We start from the raw sequence: 16,135 nt of genomic DNA on the forward strand, positions 1-16,135 counted from the left end.
ACGCCCTTTTTTAAAAAAAGCGATGAGGATCCTCTTTCAGTTTATCGGTCCTGCTGAGGAAAGTGTTGCCGAGCCCAGGCAGGCATGGTCGGCAGATTTTGCCGCCTTAGGAGGTGACACGGGGAGCGAGGCGATCCTTCCAACGCAGGAAGTGCTTCTCAAAGAGGTGGTAGCTGATCCAGGCGCCGAGTATGGCCACGCTGATGCCGATGGCGGCATTCACCAGGACAGCTGGCGTCTGATGGCCGAGACTGCTCGTGAGCCAGTCAATGCTGTGATACTGATAGGCGGGCCAGGACAGAAAGTGGTGGAACACATAAATTCCATAGCTGTATTTTCCAAGAAAGCGCAAAGGCTTCAGACAGAGGCCACGATTCAGGAGCGACGTCTTCGGCAGAGCCACAGCCCCCAGATGCAAAGCTGCAAAAAAGCCAAGCCACGACAAAGTCCGGAAGGCTTCCGCGGCCTCGTCCATGGAAGGATTCATCTGCACCAGGGCGATGATCGCAATCTTCGTCAGGAGGGACGCCCCAAACAGCCAGGCGGCCCAGCGTCGTAGGACCACCTTGCCTTGAACCACAACCGAAGGCTGACGCAGCCAGATGGCAAGCCAGGCACCCAGACACAACGCATTCAAACGCAAGGGTGTCAGCACGTGAATCGAAACCTTGCTGATGCCGTTGACGTCCATCCAGAAATGAAAAGCTGTGGAAAGGATCACGAGAGCCGCGCAGAGGTGCATCAGATGCCGTTCCGCCAGCCGGTAAACAAGCAAAGGCCAGACCAGATAAAACTGCTCTTCCACAGCGAGCGACCAGAAATGTCCAATATAGGGAACGGACCAGCTGCCTTCGGCGGCTATGTAAAAATTCAAAAGATAGGTCCAGGCCCAGGGCATGGCATCCCAGACTTTGGCGTAAGCGGGTTGCAAAGCCTCAGGCAAAAGCAGAAGCACGAGCATGACGAGCAGGAGGACCAGGTAATAAAGGGGAAAGATTCGAAGGAAGCGTCGCACCCAGAAATTGCGGAGGTACTGAGCATCCGCTTTGGTGTCCATGAGGATGCCGGTGATGAGAAAACCGGACAGCATAAAGAAGAGGTCGATCCCGAGGGTTCCATAGCCGCTGAGCTTCTGCAGGCTGAGCTCGAAAAAATTTTGTGGTGTAAACGTCACAAAGAAATGCACGCAGAGGACCATAAGAATGGCAAGACCCCGGATACCATCCAGGGCCGGAATATGGCCTTGCGCAGCCGGCTTGGCTGGGATTTCGGACATTGTGCGTGCTTCCTCCGCGGAGATCCTAGTGGAAATTCCGCGGAGGTGCTTGCATCAGAGTGCGAATCATAGGCTGATCAGGGTGCGGTTTGCAGGACCACACCCGCAGTCCGCGTGGCGCGTCCAGCGCCTTCCGCAGCTTTTATCTGCAAAGTCAGGGTTTTGACCCGGACCCACTCATCAGGATTCCAGTTGCGGCTGCACGACTCGAAGATAAAGTCCTCGGGCTTCGCACCCTTGATGCCTTCGGGTTTGCCCTCCCGAACCGAATAGGTGCAGACCGTTTCATCGAAGATCAGCTCGATCTTATCCTTGGGCTGATCCGCGCCTGGACCTTGTCCCGCATTGGACCCACCGGGGGCATAGTTGCTGATATACCTCGGAATCTTCAGCGGCATCCAGAGATTCCAGGTTTTACGATCCATGCCAGGCCAGTCCCCTGCGGAACCCGTGGAGGCAAAAAGCGCCAGGCCTTTGCCGATGCGCTGCTCAATGGCCTTCAAAGACCCGGGATTGACGGTGGTGGACATCTGCAAAAAGCCCTGGGGAAGCATGACTTCGACATGCAGCTCCACGTTATTTTGCAGACTGCGGTCTGAATCAAAAATCATATGATAGGGACTGCCCTTCGGCAGAGCTGTCACGACACTCGGGGCGATGGTGCTGTCGAGGTTGTTCATAACCATCATATTTTTGTCAGCACTCAACCACTCATCATCCGGCACATTCCCGATCCGGCAGCCGACATTCATCGGCTCGGGCGGTGCCTTATCATCCTTCTTTTCATTCGCATCACAATAGAGATAGGCACCGCCGATGATCGCGGGCTCAATGGCCTTCTCCTCCTCCTCGGGATCATCCGGAGGCGGCATAAGGATTTCACCTGGTTCGGAGGGAACAGGAATCGCATCACTGCCCAAAGGCTGAGCCGACCCGCTTTTGTTTTCGCGTTTGGTTGGCTGGAAAGGCTTGAATGAATCGCCTGGGGCACAACTCAAAAGCAGAGCTGAGCATACCAGCAGGTATGTCGGTCGCATACGGACTCCTCTTACGGTTCCCTACCTTATTAAGATCGGTCGCCTGGGTAGTTTCCTTGATAATGTGCCAATTATTAAGTAATTTCGGGGCGTTGAGGCGGAGTATTCGGCGGAGACTGAGGCACGAAGCTCTGAGAAAGCATACCCAGCAGATCGAATACAGAACCACTTTGTCTTTTGATCATCTGATCCAGACTTTGCTCCACGATACGGATGAGCATGCCGAGCAGGGCCACTTTCTGCCGTTCCACGCCATGGTCCTGCAATTCCTGAGGATCGAGACGCTCCAGAAGGGAGTGGGAGGTGCGAATGCGGGCCATCATCTTGCGTTCGCGGCGACGCAGGGTATCGAGAATGGTGGCGCCCAGGTCTTCACGGGCCTTGTAAAGACGGGTTCCGCGCTCGCTTTTACCCGCTTCCTCGATCACGGCAAAATCCAAAAGCTCCTTCAGCGAAATGCTCACCAGGGCTTTGGAAATGCGCAGCCGCCGCATGAGTTCCGCAGCATCCAAAGGTGTCTGCGACAGATAAATATGACACCAGATCTGTCCGTGAACTTTCTTGAATCCCCAATACTCCATGAATTGCCCAACTTCCGAGGCAAATTCTTCGAGTTCCGTGAGGACACGCTGATCGTCTTTTTTCGTCATATCCGCTGGGCCAGATAATTCACAAGAACTTTAAGCGCAGCAAGAGACTGTGGATCTTTTTGCCCGCGACGGCTTTCCGTTGCCTCGGAAAGCATTTCCAGGAGCGTGTTGGCTTCCCCCACCAGGTGATCCACCCGCTGGCGCACGCGCTCAATCGCCAGGTCGAGGGTCCGCGGCTCGGGTTCAATTGAATCGATGCGCGTCATATCCAATTGCTCGCGATCATGAGTCAGGCACAGAGCTTCAAATATCACGGCGTTGATCACGCGGTTTTTGATATCGGCCCCTTCGGATCCATCGCGACGTTTGAAATCCAGAATATCGTCGGTCATCTGAAAGGCGATGCCGATCGCTTCCCCAAGGCGGCGCGCTTCCGGCAGAAGATAGCCGTTCGGATAGGCCAGCAAAGCGGGAGCGGCACAGCTCCAGCGCAGAACGCTGCCGGTTTTTTTCAACGCCACGCGCTCCACATCGGCCCGGGTGAGATCCCTCTTCACGCTGTTTTCAATCTGCAGCCATTCCCCTTCAGCCAGGTCGGCAATGATCGCCGCCATTTCACTGACCAGATCGTTGCGCCCTGTTTGAGCGATTTCCTGGAGCACATAAGCCAGCAGGTAATCTCCCGCAAGGACGGCCTGCTTATTGCTGGCTACAATGTTAATGGAAGGTTCGCCGCGACGGTATTCGGCATTATCAATCACATCATCGTGGGCCAGGGTGGAAGCATGCACCAATTCAATATAGCGACTGAAGGGTTCGATCGTGGCATGCGGGACGCCGAGAAGGTCCGCCATCATAAAGGTCATGAGAGGCCGTAGCCTCTTGCCACCGGACAGGACTGTCTTGCCCAGCAAATTGCCAATGCGCGGGTTGCGCTGCCATTCACTCAGACTAAAGTCGAGCCGTTGAATACTGTTCAACACAGCTGGTGATATGGCGTGGGCAATCGATACAATAGTCACACAAAGATCCTGCGGCCAGAGTTCATGAAATATTGAACCAGAGGAAGACCCCTGGTTCTGGCGTCTCTATTTATTCCTCGATCCCGGCTTGAAGGCAAGTCCCTTCCTTAAAAAACCGAATTGTCGTTCGCATTCGCTGGAACGCAAGGCCGGGATTTTGGTTGAAGGGGCTCTTGCAAAAGGTTTATATAGTCGTGAACAACGACATAGGGAATCCGGACCCATGCCTCTGCCCCATGCGAAAATAGAATCCTATCGAATCTTTGATGCCATTGCAGGTCGATATGACCTTATTAATACCGTGTTATCCGGAGGCCTTCATCGCCTCTGGCGGCGCGCCATGCGCCGCACCTTGCCGCAACGACTGAATTTGACTGTTCTTGATCTCGCCACCGGCACAGGTGATGTGGCGCTGGAGCTGATCAAAAATCCTCATGTGCAGAAGGTTCGCGGTCTCGATTTATCGAAAGGCATGATAGCCAAGGGGCGCGAGAAGATCGCGGCAGCCGGGCTGAGCGACAAAATTACTTTGGATGTCGGCGATGCCCAAAAGATTCCGTATTCTGATGCATCGTTTGACGCTGTCACGATTTCCTTTGGTATTCGGAATGTCGCGGACGTTAAACTCTGTTTAAGTGAAATCTATCGCGTGCTGAAACCGGGCGGACGCTGTCTGATTTTGGAATTTGGTTTGCCGCAGAGCGTCCTTTTGCGTTCCGCGCATCTTTTTTATCTGAGGCGCATTCTGCCAGGTCTCGGCCGCATGCTCTCCGGTCACGCCACAGCCTATTCCTATCTGAATCAAACGATCGAGGAATTTCCTTACGGTGCGGCCTTTTCTGAACTCTTGACCAATGCTGGATTCACGGATGCTCAGTATCGCCCGATGAGCGGCGGCATTGTCCATCTCTATCGGGGTGACAAGCCTTGAAGCTGTCAAGTTTGAGGGACTTCGAACGCGCGGGCTGGCAGTGGCGGGAAGCCGGCCGGTTTTTACAGGCGCGTCTCACCTTGTCCGATCGCGTCCCTGAGGAAGCGTTTTTGCGTCTGCCGCCCGACTGGGCTTTTTTCTGGAAAAGCAAGGAGGCCTCCGCCTGGTTCGCGGCCTGGGGACTCGCCGAAGAAATTTCCTTTGATGAATTGATGGCGGCGGATATCGATCCGCAGCTGACCATCTGTGGTGGATTTCCGTTTGCTGCGGCGCGTCAGTCGCATTCGGAGTGGGCGGAGTTCACGCACGCGCATTGGTTTGTTCCGAAGTTCCTGTGGCGCCAGAGCGAGGACGCGGCGGTGCTGGAAATCACCTGTCCTTTGGCTCGCGCGCAGAATGATGACAGCTGGAAAGCGCGTTGGATCGCCGAAGCCTGGCACTTTTATCAGGCCCTGCATGCGTCCCCTTCACCGGGAGCAAGGCCGGCCTATACGCAGCTTGTGAGTCATCCCCAGCCGGAACGCTGGCATACGATCATGAGCCAGGCGCACGAACGCATGAGGAACGGAGCCTTTGACAAGGTGGTCCTGAGTCGGCGGGTGTGCCTTGAGTTTTCGGAAAAACTGCAGACAGCGGATCTCTTGCGCCAGCTACTGACGCTGCAGGAGGAATCCTTTATTTTTGCCTGCCAGAGTCCGGAAGGCCGCTGTTTTATGGGGCGCTCTCCCGAACGGCTTTTGGCCTGGCAGGGGCGCCGCTTTCAGTTGGACGCGATTGCCGGCACACGGCGCCGGAGCCTTTCCGCATCTGGCGATCAGGCTTATTCGGATGATATGCAGCAGTCGCCCAAGGAACAGAATGAACATCAGCTTGTGCGCCAGGCGATTACCGATCTTCTGCAGGCGGAAGGCGTGACTTTTGTTCCGGTGGAAGAGCAGGCCATCATTCGCTTGCAGCACGTGCAGCATATGCGCACGCGTTTTGAAGGTGAAATGCCGCCTGGACGTCGGCCTGCGGAACTCCTGCCGCTTCTGCATCCCACGCCGGCGGTGGGAGGATATCCGCGCCGCCCGGCTCTTGATTTCATGCTCGAAACGGAAGGATATGATCGCGGCTGGTTTGCAGGCGGCATCGGGGTCTTCCAGGGCGATCATGGTGATGTGGCCATTGGCATCCGCTCCGCCCTGGTCGCCGACAGAAAACTGTGGATTTACGCAGGTGCCGGCATCGTGCCTGGCTCCGATGCGGATGCAGAGTGGCTGGAAATAGAAGCCAAAATGCAAAACTTCCTGGGCTTTTTCAAGGCCGAGGACGCTTCAAAGTGAGTCGCTTATGGAATCGACCGTCAAGCCCTGGCTGACGCAAAACTGGAATACCTTCGCCAGCTCCCTGCTCGTCCACGGATTAGCTCAGCTTGGCGTCCGTGGTTTTTTTGTGTCGCCTGGCTATCGCGATGCGCCTTTCATTGCGGCTCTGCAGGCTTGTCCGGATCTTTATATCAAGTCCTGCATGGATGAACGGGCCGGCGCCTATGAAGCGCTGGGTTTTGCCAAGGCCACGCGGCGTCCGGCTGTCCTGGTTTGCACGTCCGGTACGGCTGGTGCGAACTATTTGCCTGCGCTGATTGAAGCCAAAACCGATCAAATCCCCCTGTTCGTGCTGACCGCGGATCGTCCCTTTGAAATGGTTTATGCCGGGGCGCAGCAGGTGATCGATCAACGCCAGCTCTTCGGCCCCTTCGTGAAACAAAGTCTGGATTTTCCTGCGCCGGGTCCCACCATGGACCTCGCGGCCTGGCTTTCCTATGCCCGCATGCTCGTCGAAATCAGCTGCGAAGGCCGGCAGGGACCTGTGCATTTGAATCTGCCCTTCCGCCTGCCGCTGGATCCCGTGGAAACAGCGGATCGCCCCACGGCAGCGGATCTCACGGCCGCTCAGGACCTTGTGCAACGCCTGAAAGTCCAGCCGCCTCTGACGCAAAGTCTGCGTCTCACGACGGCGGTCGCGCGTGATTGGGTCGAGGATCTGCGTTCCGCCGAGCGAGGGCTCATCATCCTCGGACGCATTCAGGGACGTGACGAACAAAGGGCTGCGGCATCGCTGGCGGCTTCACTCGGCTGGCCCTGCTTTGCCGATATCACCTCTGGTGTGAAGGGCCGACTTGATCATGAATTGATGGACCCGACTCATCCCATCATGAGCGAAGCGCTCACGGAATACCGACCGGATGTCTGCATTTACCTGGGGCGCCGTGCGGTGACAGGGTTCTTTGATAACTTTTTGCAGAAAGTGAAGCCGAGAGCCTACTGGGTTTTTACTCCGGATGCCACCGTGCAGGATCCCGGTCACGTGCCTGAGCGTCGTCAGGTGATGATTGATCTGGTGAGTCTGGCCCAGCTTTGGCCCGACACTCCTTTTGTTCCCAGGCCGGCCCATGAAGCTTTATGGAACGCCTCGGAACGCGTGCGAACGCAGCTCGCGAGGCCCTTGTATCGGGGCTTTTGTTTTGCCGATGTGGCTCAGGAAATCGCCGCGGCGGTGCCGACCCGCGATCATGGGCTTTTTCTAGGGAATTCCACGGCCATTCGCGCTTTTGACAGCTGGTGTGATCTCACCGGAAAAAGACTGCCGATCGTGGAAGCCAATCGCGGTGTCAACGGGATCGAAGGTCTGGTGGCCACCACCCTGGGTCTGGCGGCCGGAGCTGAGCATGCCTGGACAGCTGTCATCGGGGACGTTTCGGCCTTGCATGATTTGAATTCCATTCTGTCCCTGCCGCAGACAGCGGCGCCCATTATTCTTATTCTCGTCAACAACAGCGGCGGACGCATTTTTGAATTTCTGCCGATCAAGGCACATGGCTGGGTGAAGGATCCTTTGATCACCACGCCGCATCACTTTCGTTTTCAAGGTGTGGCTGAGATGGCAGGACTTGCCTATGAGCACTGCAGCGATCGCCTGCGTTTCCGTGACCTTTATCAAAAAGCCCTGCGGTCCGGGACGAGCTGCCTGATCGAATGTCAGCAGGATCCGCTGGCGGATCAGATGTATGTGCAGGCCTATAAAAAGCAGGAGTAATCGATGAATACTGCCGTGTCGGCACCGACGATGGAACCTCGATCCTGGCGTGCGCTTGTTCAGGCCATACGCCCTCCCACTCTGCTGGCTGGTCTGGGCCCGGTGTTCATCGGCATCAGTTTTGGCATTCAGCATCTCGGCGATTTGCAGGCAACGGACGGCTCCGTGCTCGTGCCGGCTCTGGCCGCGATTCTTCTGGTGGTGCTGCTGCAGGGGGCGGCCAATCTTGTGAATGATGCGAAGGACGCGGAAAAAGGTGTGGACAAGGGGGAACGTCTTGGACCGATCCGTGTGGTTCAGAGTGGGCTCCTGACCGTGCAGCAGGTGCGTCGCGCGTATCGCACACTGTTTGCTCTCGCGGCTCTGGTGGTGTTGGGACTTTTTGCGCTGCATCCGGCTCCCGTCATTCCACTGGTGGCCCTGGCCTGTGGGCTTGCGGCTTATCTTTATACAGCCGGTCCCTTCCCTCTGGCTTATTATGCGCTGGGTGAGGTTTTGGCCTGCGTCTTCTTCGGGCCGATCGCCGTGATGGGAACGACCTATCTTCTCACCGGCCGCGTGATCTGGGAGACGGCTCTCTGGGGTCTTGGTTCCGGTTTGATTGCAGCGGCAATTATGGCGATCAATAATCTGCGCGATCGTCATGGCGATCGGGCGGCCGGCAAGCATACTCTCGCCACGCTCACTTCGGAAAAGACCGCGCGCAAGCTCCCGCTCTATTTCCTGATCGGCAGCGCGATGATGCTGGCGTTCTATGGATTCGAACATGGCAAGGTCATTATCGGTGCCCCCTGGGGGCTGCTCGCTCTGTCGTTTATTCGGCGTCGGGTGACTCCCAGACTGCAGGGGGAAGGGGCGCTCTTGAATGAGGCCCTTAAGGTGACCGCCCTCTTCAATATTTTCTACGCCATGCTCTTTGCGAGCCTGGTTCTTTTATGAGCTTTCGATCCCTGACCGTGCGGCATGAAGAGCTGCCCTGGTCCTGGCCCCTGCGGATGGGAACAGGTGCGGCCGCGCTGCGTGCACGCTGCATTATGACAGCGTGGGATGATCAGGGTGTTCCGCATCAGGCGGAACTTGCCCCCTGTCCGGGAGTTCATCCCGAGTCTCTGTCGGAGGCGCTGGCCTTCTGGCATCAGGTGGTGGAACCTCAGCTGTTGGATAAGCCTTTGCTGATGGAAAAGTGGAACTGGACCGAGCCTGGGTTTGGTCTGTTCGATCAGCCGGAGCTGCTCATGAGTTCGGTGGAGACCGCCCTGGAGCAGCTGCTCTTGAGCTGGGCCCAAAGACAAAATCCCGAAGCCTATTCCCTGCCCGCGCCGATGACCCTTGAGGGTTCGGCGCTTTTGGTGATTCCACCGAACGGGGATGCCGGCTGGCGGGAATTTCTCGACCTTTGGGATGCCGGGTTTCGCATCTTCAAATGCAAGGTCGGGCGTCAGGCAGCCGCGCAGGAGTATGAATTTTTGCAAAGGCTCGTGCGGCATGGAGCGGGTCAACTGCAGTTGCGACTGGATGCCAATCGCGGGATGAGCACGGATGATGTCATGTTTTGGAAAACGCGGGGGGGCGATCTTCCAATCCTTTATTGGGAGGAAGCGGCCGGACTTGAACCTGTGGCTTTTGATGAAAGTCTCTGGGACAAGGCGGAACCTCCGCCGGCGCAGGCCTGGATTTTGAAGCCGAGTCGTCTGGGGCTGGCGCGGTCTGTTTATTTATTGAAAAGGGCCGCAGCGGAGAACATTCCCTGTGTTCTGAGCAATGCCTTTGATTCCGGACTCAGCCTGCGTTGTTCGGCCTGGATCTATGCTGCTTTTTGTGCGAATCCGCAGCCTCTTGGCTTTGGCACGGGCCGCTTTTTGCCGGATGATATCTGGGGTAGTGGCGCGTGGGCAGCTCCTTCCGTGACGATTCCGCGCCAGCCTTTTGCGAGGGTGGACGCATGATGCAGGATCTTTTCGCAGCTCGTGCGGAACAAATCGCCTGGCAAACGCGGGAAGGTGCCGTCAGCTATCGTGAACTGGAAGGCCGGGTGCGGCGGCATGCGACGCTATTGAAAAATCGTGGTGCCAAACCCGGTGATTTCTGGGCGGTGCGCGGCTGGTCGGCACTGGATACCTTTGCGTTTCTTTTCGCGGCTCTTTGGCAAAAGGTCACGCTGCTTCCACTGCCGGATCGCCTGCCTGATGCGCAGCACCAGCTGATGATGGAGCAGGTGCCGCTGCAGGGCTGTCTGGATGCGTCCACGATGCCGGTTGAAGAGGAGGCCGAGGGTTCCATTCATTGGGATGCTGAGGCTCTGGCTGTTGGAATTTTCACGTCCGGTTCCACCGGTTTGCCCAAAGCCATCATGCATAGCTGGAAAAGTCTCAGCAGCTCAGCCCGGGCCACCAATCAATTTTATGGTTTGAAACCCGGTGATGCGTGGCTGCTCAGTCTGGATCCCGCGCATATTGGGGGTCTGCAGATTGCCGTGCGGTGTTTTCTGGGAGGCGGCGTCACCTGGCATCTGACGGAACCGAAAGCCCTTGCGGATGTTTTGCGTCAGCAGAGCCCGGCGTTTCTCTCACTTGTGCCCATGCAGCTCTATCGGTTGCTCCATGATCACGAGGTTCTCTCCCAGTTGCGACAATGCAAAGCCATCATGCTGGGTGGGGCTCCGGCATCACCGGATCTCATGCGGGATGCGATCGATCAAGGTTTACCGGTATCGGTGACCTATGGATCGAGTGAAACCGCCGCTCAGTGCACGGCGCTTCCTCCCGGTGTGATGCCTTCGAAGGAAGGTGATGTTGGACATCTTCTGCCAGGCTGGGAGTATGAGCATGGGGGGGAAACCTTGTGTCTACGGGGGGCTGCGGCTGCTCGCGGTTATTATCAGCGGCAGGCTTTTGTTTCCTTGCAGGATAGGGAGGGCTGGATGCAGCTGCCGGATCGCATTCTGTGTGATCAGGGTCGTCTGACCATTCTCGGTCGGGCGGATGGCATCTTTCAAGTGGCCGGGGAAAATGTTGCGCCGCTTGATATCATTCAGCCGTTGGAACCCTTGCGGCAACATGCGGATTTTTTAGCATTGCCCTGGCAGGACGCGGAATATGGGACCATTCCCATTCTGGTGGTGCGTTCCGCTGTTCGTCCTGCGGTGGATTTGATACTGGAGCGTCTGAAGAAAAACCTGACCGGTGTGCAAAGACCTCGGCGCATCTATTGGCACACGAGCGATGAGATCAGCAAACCCTCGCGCAGCTATTATGAAAAGGCCCTCGAACGTGGCGAGCTGGCTTTGATTTGGAGACAGGACCTTGGAAGACTTTGACCTGATCGTGGTCGGTGGTGGTGCGGCCGGATTCTTTGGGGCCATAGCCTGTGCGGAAGCCAGGCCGGGCAGCCGCGTCATCATTTTGGAAGCGACGCCGCGGGTGCTGACCAAGGTCAAGATCTCGGGTGGTGGACGCTGTAATGTTACGCATCATCAGTTTGATACGAAGCGGCTGGTGATGAGTTACCCGCGTGGGAATAAGGAACTGATCGGGGCGTTTCATCGCTTTCAGCCCCGGGATACCGTTGCCTGGTTTGCGGCGCATGGGGTGGAGCTGAAAGTGGAAGAGGACGGGCGGATGTTTCCTGTCACGAATTCCTCGCAGACCATTATCGATTGCCTGGAGCAGACGGCAAGGCAGCACGGGGTTGGCTTGCGCCTGAAGACGCTCGTTCAGCGGGTTGAGAAAGTGGATGACCACTTCCTTGTGCATACGAAGGATGGTGCGGTGCTGCGCTCACGATTTGTTCTGCTGGCCACGGGCAGTATGCCCTTTGGTCAAACGCTGGCGCGGGATCTTGGACATCGCCTGGTGGATCCGGTGCCTTCGCTCTTCACATTTGAAATCAAGGATCCTCTGCTGGAAGGATTATCAGGAACCAGTTTTCCGCGGGTGCATATTCAGTTGAAAATTCCAGGCGCGGCCCAGGATTTTCAGCAGGAAGGACCCTGTCTGATCACGCATTGGGGTTTGAGTGGTCCGGCTGTTCTGAAGCTGTCGGCTTTCGCGGCGCGTGAGCTTTTTGCGAGTGGTTACAAGGCTCAGGCGCTGATCAACTGGGAATATCCTTTGAAGTATGAAGCGGCTCTGGAACGGCTTGATGCTTTGAGACGGGAGCATCCGAAGAAGAAGGTCAGCAATGAGAATCCTTTTGGATGTACCCGACGTTTCTGGGAGGCGCTCCTGCGTGAGTCGGGGCTTTCGGCGGCTCAGCTCTATGCGGAAACTGGCAGGAAGCAGCTGCAGGAGATTGCGCGACGTTTGACGGCTACGCCGCTCAATGTGGAAGGCAAAGGCGTGTTCAAGGAGGAGTTTGTGACCGCCGGTGGGGTGGCTCGCGAGGAGATTGATTTTCGGCGGATGGAAAGCAAGGTATGCCCCGGTCTTTTCATGGCGGGTGAGGTCATTGATGTCGATGGCATTACCGGTGGTTTTAATTTCCAGAATGCCTGGACGGGCTCATGGCTCGCCGCCCAGGCGATGGCTTACAGTCTGGGTGACAGTCCGAAAGCCTGATGAAATCATCACCATGAATTACGCCTGACTGTTGAGCAGGCTCGGAAGCCGGGGCCAATTCAGTGTGCCGTCGCCTTCTTTTGCGGCAATCGTATAAATCCTGTGGCCAGTCCGGTCCCTGCAATGATAACGCCGCAGCTGGCCATCATATTCAGGGTGACCTCCTCATGAAGAAAGATCACCCCCCAAAGCATGCCAAACAAAGGAATGAGGAAAGTCACGGTGATCGCCTTGGAAGGACCAATATTGGAAATAAGACGGAAGAAAAGAATGTAGGCGAAGCCGGTGCAGGCCACGGCCAGAACCAGTACGTTCACCCAGGCGTTCCAGCCAGGTGTCTCTGCGGGCCAGGCATACAGAGCAGGCAGAAAAAGCGCGAGAGAGGCCGCAATCTGACTGCCGGTGGCAACGGCCAAAGGATGAACATCCGCAAGATATCGTTTTGCATAGTTGGCCCCAGCGCCATATAAAAAGGTTGCCCCCAGGGCTGCGGCCACAGCCAGAGTGTTGCCGCCTGTGCTCAGTGTACTCCTATTCGAAACCAGAATCACAATGCCCAGAAAACCAACGCAAAGACCGACGATGCGCTCCCAGCTCAGGCGCTCCTGAAGCCAGAAAAAGGCCACGATGGCTCCAAAGAGAGGCGCTGTTGCGTTGAGGATGGCCGCAAATCCTGCTGAGACTGATAGAGTCGCAAAGGCAAAAAGACAGAAGGGCAGGGCGGAATTCATCACGCCGACGATCGCTAGGGGACGCCAGCGGCCGCGAATATCCACACGCACCCTGCGGACGAGCAGAATCGGAATCAGAAAGAGCGAAGCCAGGGCGACCCGGAGTGCAATCAAAGGAATGGGACCGAATTCAGGCGCGGACTGGCGCATGAAAAGGAACGAAGCCCCCCAGAGGGCACCCAGAACCAGGAGGTCCACCACATGACGACTCTTCATTGCAAATTCTCCCGTTTCGCTGTGTTACAAGCCTCGGCTCAAACCACCGTCTATTTTTATGTTCTCGCCCTGAATGTACGACCTCTGTTCCCCCGCCAGAAAACAAACCAGATCCGCAACTTCTTCCACTTTTCCGTAACGGCCCGCAGGGATTCCGGCCACGATTTCCTCTTTTTCGGGAAAACTGTCGACAAATCCAGGTAACACACTGTTCATGCGAATACCATGCTTCGCATAACGTTGACTAAAAAGTTTCGAATACGATGCCAGAGCCGCCCGAAAAACCGACGAAATGGGAAAGTTCAGATTGGGCTCAAAGGCTGCAAAAGACGAGATATTAATGATGGATCCACCTCCCTGGACTTGAAAATGGGGCACCGCAAGCCGGGAGCTTTCGAGGACGGTTTTTAAAACGAGATCAAACCCAAGTTGCCATTGCTGAGGCGTCAGCTCAAGCAGGTCACCTTTGGGGGGATGTCCCGTGTTATTCACCACACAATCAAGGCGGCCGAAGGTTTCGACCGTCACATCAAATATCCTTCGTAAATCCTGGCTGTCTGTAATATCACCCGTGATAGCCACGCAGCCTCCCAGCTCCTCGGCGAGCTTTTGAGCCCCGCCGCTGGGTGAAATCAAGCCCAGATGGTAACCTTCGGCATGAAGCCTTCTGGCACAGGCCGCTCCTATGCCTTTGCCACTTGCGGTAACGATTGCGACACGATTTGTCATAAATTATGGGTCCTTCTTAAACCACGTGCAGAAAATCCTGAATCTGACGTGCTGTTCCGTTCAAATACTCAGCCGTTACGTGCTTGCGAATCAATATGCCCTTGGTGAGTTCGTCAAGACAATCAGGTTTTGCGGTGATCATGGGCAGAATCAGATGTTCCACCCACTCCTTGCCGTGTATGGCGTCCACATGAACATGTTCACGGGCATAAACCAAAGCGTCCTCAGGTACCTTCAGGCGCTCGCAGGCTTTCACAACGTAAGAGAAGCGACGGGAGGCCGTGTCTTCGAGAACGCCAAGACCGCCGAGCATTCTTAAGGAAAAGGACCGCCTCATCGACCACATCGAGAACATATTGCCATTTTTCAAGCCGGGAATGGTGAGATTGCTTTTGAACTGAATGCCCTTTTTCTGCAGGACCTGCCGCATATACTGGGCGGTTTTGTTGAAAAGATAACCATGCACCATGTCCGGGTCACCACGGCCCATTTCGTCCCAGTAGTTGCGGGCGAGGGACATTTTGCCAGGCCCTTTGATGCCGATCTGAGCCAGGGCAATCGTGTCATCAAAGGCACCATCGATCATCTCTTCGAGCAGGAAATAGTAGGACAGACCTTCCATGGGCGCTTCGTCCGCCAGAAATTTATAGAAAGGCTCGCCGCAGTCATCAATTTCACGGCACACGTCCTGATACCAGGGCAGGAAATCCTCGGCTCGTGTCGGTCTGTCTTCACCTTCCAGACGTGTTTCCTCCCAAAGATTCCAGCCATTCTCCAACCGACGGACTTTCAGCAGAGTCTCATCATCATCCGGCACAAGGTGCTGGTTGGAAGGGTCGCTCGTTAAGGCCGCATAGTATTCTGACAGAAAGAGCTGATTCTGCAGTTCATCGTTTTTGTAGGCATCGATCAGGGACGAGTGGTTGGCCATCATGATATTTATCCTTTTGTCGCAATGGATTTAAAGAATTCGAAATAACTTCTGTGCAGGTAGACGATGAACGGTTGGGCAAGACGATGGACTTCGCTCATCCGGTTCATGGGTATGGACGGGAACATGTGGTGCTCAACATGGAAGTTGTTGCCGTTGGTAAACCATTCCATGAATCGATTGCTGCGAATCGTTCGCGTATTCCGCAGCGGGTCGTCGATTTTATCGCAGATGATGTGCTCCGGGCATTCAATGAGGAAATGGACAGGAACGGATACGAGAATAAAGGGCAGAAACCAGACCCGGAGGAGGATATCCCAGGCATTGAACCAGGAAGCCAGGAACACTGCGGTGAAGAGGGTCAGACCCATGAGTTTGTACTCAAATTGAATCTTCTTGAGAACCTCCCGGCGATAGGGAATATCCTGATCGAGCGGCAGGCCGAGAAAGGAAAGCTTAAGGCAGTTGAAGAAGCGATAAAGGATCGTGACGTCAATCATGTGACTGAGCAGCTGGCGAATTGTCAGCCTGCCGTTCTCAAGCTTATAGTCAAAGAATTCGGAATCCTCCGGTGTCCCGACTTTGCGATGGTGCCAGAGGTGGCGGGCCTGATAGTGGCTGAAGGAAATCAGCATAGGCATGCCGAGGAAGATCCCAACCAATCGATTCAGCCTGGCCTGCTTGAAGCCATGATTATGCAGGGCCTGGTGCTGGAGCTCCACAAAATGCGCCATCATCAGGCCCGTGAGGACGGCACCGACGAGGGACAGGATGATGCTGCTCTGGAAAATCAGAAGGACGCCCACCGCGCAGAGTGTGCAAGCGAGAGCCACCTTGATTCCAAAATTCAGGCTGTTGACCTGATAGATGTCTCGGGGCAGTGCGGCCTTGATTCTGTGGACATCATGACTTCCACCACTGGGGGGTTGAATGTTTAAATTTGGTCCGTGCATGTGTGTCTCCTTACGAAGGGAATAAGCATTGATTGCGGCTTCGATAAAGCAAGCCACATGCCGCGGGACCCAGAAATATTTTTGT

15 protein-coding genes are annotated in these 16,135 nt (G+C 55.8%); 7 read left to right on the forward strand and 8 right to left on the reverse strand.

All coding sequences use genetic code 11. The annotated features are described in order from the left end of the window. Positions 1-106: 106 nt before the first annotated feature. From OLTU_RS04765 to OLTU_RS04780, 4 genes are all read right to left on the reverse strand, one after another. Complete coding sequence (locus tag OLTU_RS04765; RefSeq protein ID WP_141731612.1) at positions 107-1,276, reverse strand: acyltransferase family protein; 1,170 nt, start codon at positions 1,274-1,276, stop codon at positions 107-109. Between the two features lie 77 nt (positions 1,277-1,353). After that, a complete protein-coding gene (locus OLTU_RS04770) occupies positions 1,354-2,313 on the reverse strand; it encodes a hypothetical protein (protein WP_141731613.1) in 960 nt (319 codons plus the stop codon). 74 nt (positions 2,314-2,387) lie between these two features. Further along, a complete protein-coding gene (locus OLTU_RS04775) occupies positions 2,388-2,963 on the reverse strand; it encodes a GbsR/MarR family transcriptional regulator (RefSeq protein ID WP_141731614.1) in 576 nt (191 codons plus the stop codon). After that, a complete protein-coding gene (locus tag OLTU_RS04780; protein WP_176736333.1) occupies positions 2,960-3,925 on the reverse strand; it encodes a polyprenyl synthetase family protein in 966 nt (321 codons plus the stop codon). Before OLTU_RS04780 ends, OLTU_RS04775 begins: the two co-directional genes overlap by 4 nt. Before the next feature lie 223 nt (positions 3,926-4,148). Between OLTU_RS04780 and ubiE the strand changes: the two genes are divergently transcribed. The 7 genes from ubiE to OLTU_RS04815 are packed head-to-tail and all read left to right on the forward strand — an operon-like array spanning position 4,149 to position 12,490. Then, positions 4,149-4,856: a bifunctional demethylmenaquinone methyltransferase/2-methoxy-6-polyprenyl-1,4-benzoquinol methylase UbiE gene (ubiE, locus tag OLTU_RS04785; protein WP_141731616.1), complete on the forward strand. Its 708-nt coding sequence runs from the start codon at positions 4,149-4,151 to the stop codon at positions 4,854-4,856. Next, on the forward strand, positions 4,853-6,181 hold the full coding sequence (locus OLTU_RS04790; RefSeq protein ID WP_141731617.1) for an isochorismate synthase: 1,329 nt from the start codon (positions 4,853-4,855) through the stop codon (positions 6,179-6,181). The genes ubiE and OLTU_RS04790 overlap by 4 nt, the downstream gene beginning before the upstream one ends. Positions 6,182-6,188: 7 nt before the next feature. Beyond that, positions 6,189-7,934 carry a 2-succinyl-5-enolpyruvyl-6-hydroxy-3-cyclohexene-1-carboxylic-acid synthase gene (menD, locus tag OLTU_RS04795; RefSeq protein ID WP_141731618.1) on the forward strand — a complete coding sequence of 582 codons (1,746 nt, stop codon included), beginning with the start codon at positions 6,189-6,191 and terminating at the stop codon, positions 7,932-7,934. 3 nt (positions 7,935-7,937) lie between these two features. Next, positions 7,938-8,873 (forward strand): 1,4-dihydroxy-2-naphthoate octaprenyltransferase, encoded by a 936-nt coding sequence (gene menA / locus OLTU_RS04800; protein ID WP_141731619.1) that lies wholly within the window; start codon positions 7,938-7,940, stop codon positions 8,871-8,873. Then, positions 8,870-9,880 carry an enolase-like domain-containing protein gene (locus OLTU_RS04805; protein WP_141731620.1) on the forward strand — a complete coding sequence of 337 codons (1,011 nt, stop codon included), beginning with the start codon at positions 8,870-8,872 and terminating at the stop codon, positions 9,878-9,880. The genes menA and OLTU_RS04805 overlap by 4 nt, the downstream gene beginning before the upstream one ends. Beyond that, complete coding sequence (locus OLTU_RS04810) at positions 9,877-11,250, forward strand: AMP-binding protein (protein WP_141731621.1); 1,374 nt, start codon at positions 9,877-9,879, stop codon at positions 11,248-11,250. Before OLTU_RS04805 ends, OLTU_RS04810 begins: the two co-directional genes overlap by 4 nt. Beyond that, entirely contained in the window at positions 11,237-12,490 is a 1,254-nt protein-coding gene (locus OLTU_RS04815) for a BaiN/RdsA family NAD(P)/FAD-dependent oxidoreductase (protein ID WP_176736334.1), read from the forward strand. Before OLTU_RS04810 ends, OLTU_RS04815 begins: the two co-directional genes overlap by 14 nt. 59 nt (positions 12,491-12,549) lie before the next feature. Here OLTU_RS04815 and OLTU_RS04820 read toward each other — a convergent pair whose 3' ends face one another. Genes OLTU_RS04820 through OLTU_RS04835 form a run of 4 tightly spaced genes read right to left on the reverse strand, consistent with a single transcriptional unit; the run spans position 12,550 to position 16,050 of the window. Beyond that, positions 12,550-13,437, reverse strand: coding sequence for a DMT family transporter (locus OLTU_RS04820; protein WP_141731622.1), 888 nt, complete (start codon positions 13,435-13,437; stop codon positions 12,550-12,552). Between the two features lie 24 nt (positions 13,438-13,461). Continuing rightward, on the reverse strand, positions 13,462-14,166 hold the full coding sequence (locus OLTU_RS04825) for an SDR family oxidoreductase (RefSeq protein WP_141731623.1): 705 nt from the start codon (positions 14,164-14,166) through the stop codon (positions 13,462-13,464). A gap of 16 nt (positions 14,167-14,182) precedes the next feature. Continuing rightward, complete coding sequence (locus OLTU_RS04830) at positions 14,183-15,100, reverse strand: iron-containing redox enzyme family protein (RefSeq protein WP_141731624.1); 918 nt, start codon at positions 15,098-15,100, stop codon at positions 14,183-14,185. Positions 15,101-15,105: 5 nt separating this feature from the next. After that, on the reverse strand, positions 15,106-16,050 hold the full coding sequence (locus tag OLTU_RS04835) for a fatty acid desaturase family protein (protein ID WP_141731625.1): 945 nt from the start codon (positions 16,048-16,050) through the stop codon (positions 15,106-15,108). Between the last annotated feature and the right edge of the window lie 85 nt (positions 16,051-16,135).

It is taken from the genome of Oligoflexus tunisiensis (assembly GCF_001748245.1).
Classification (GTDB): Bacteria; Bdellovibrionota_B; Oligoflexia; order Oligoflexales; family Oligoflexaceae; genus Oligoflexus; species Oligoflexus tunisiensis.

Excerpts from the sequence above, each read along its gene's own strand:
- OLTU_RS04765 (WP_141731612.1), bottom strand. The coding sequence starts at position 1,276 with ATGTCCGAAATCCCAGCCAAGCCGGCTGCGCAAGGCCATATTCCGGCC.
- OLTU_RS04770 (WP_141731613.1), bottom strand. The coding sequence starts at position 2,313 with ATGCGACCGACATACCTGCTGGTATGCTCAGCTCTGCTTTTGAGTTGT.
- OLTU_RS04775 (WP_141731614.1), bottom strand. The coding sequence starts at position 2,963 with ATGACGAAAAAAGACGATCAGCGTGTCCTCACGGAACTCGAAGAATTT.
- ubiE (WP_141731616.1), top strand. The coding sequence starts at position 4,149 with ATGCCTCTGCCCCATGCGAAAATAGAATCCTATCGAATCTTTGATGCC.
- menD (WP_141731618.1), top strand. The coding sequence starts at position 6,189 with ATGGAATCGACCGTCAAGCCCTGGCTGACGCAAAACTGGAATACCTTC.
- menA (WP_141731619.1), top strand. The coding sequence starts at position 7,938 with ATGAATACTGCCGTGTCGGCACCGACGATGGAACCTCGATCCTGGCGT.
- OLTU_RS04805 (WP_141731620.1), top strand. The coding sequence starts at position 8,870 with ATGAGCTTTCGATCCCTGACCGTGCGGCATGAAGAGCTGCCCTGGTCC.
- OLTU_RS04810 (WP_141731621.1), top strand. The coding sequence starts at position 9,877 with ATGATGCAGGATCTTTTCGCAGCTCGTGCGGAACAAATCGCCTGGCAA.
- OLTU_RS04820 (WP_141731622.1), bottom strand. The coding sequence starts at position 13,437 with ATGAAGAGTCGTCATGTGGTGGACCTCCTGGTTCTGGGTGCCCTCTGG.
- OLTU_RS04825 (WP_141731623.1), bottom strand. The coding sequence starts at position 14,166 with ATGACAAATCGTGTCGCAATCGTTACCGCAAGTGGCAAAGGCATAGGA.
- OLTU_RS04830 (WP_141731624.1), bottom strand. The coding sequence starts at position 15,100 with ATGATGGCCAACCACTCGTCCCTGATCGATGCCTACAAAAACGATGAA.
- OLTU_RS04835 (WP_141731625.1), bottom strand. The coding sequence starts at position 16,050 with ATGCACGGACCAAATTTAAACATTCAACCCCCCAGTGGTGGAAGTCAT.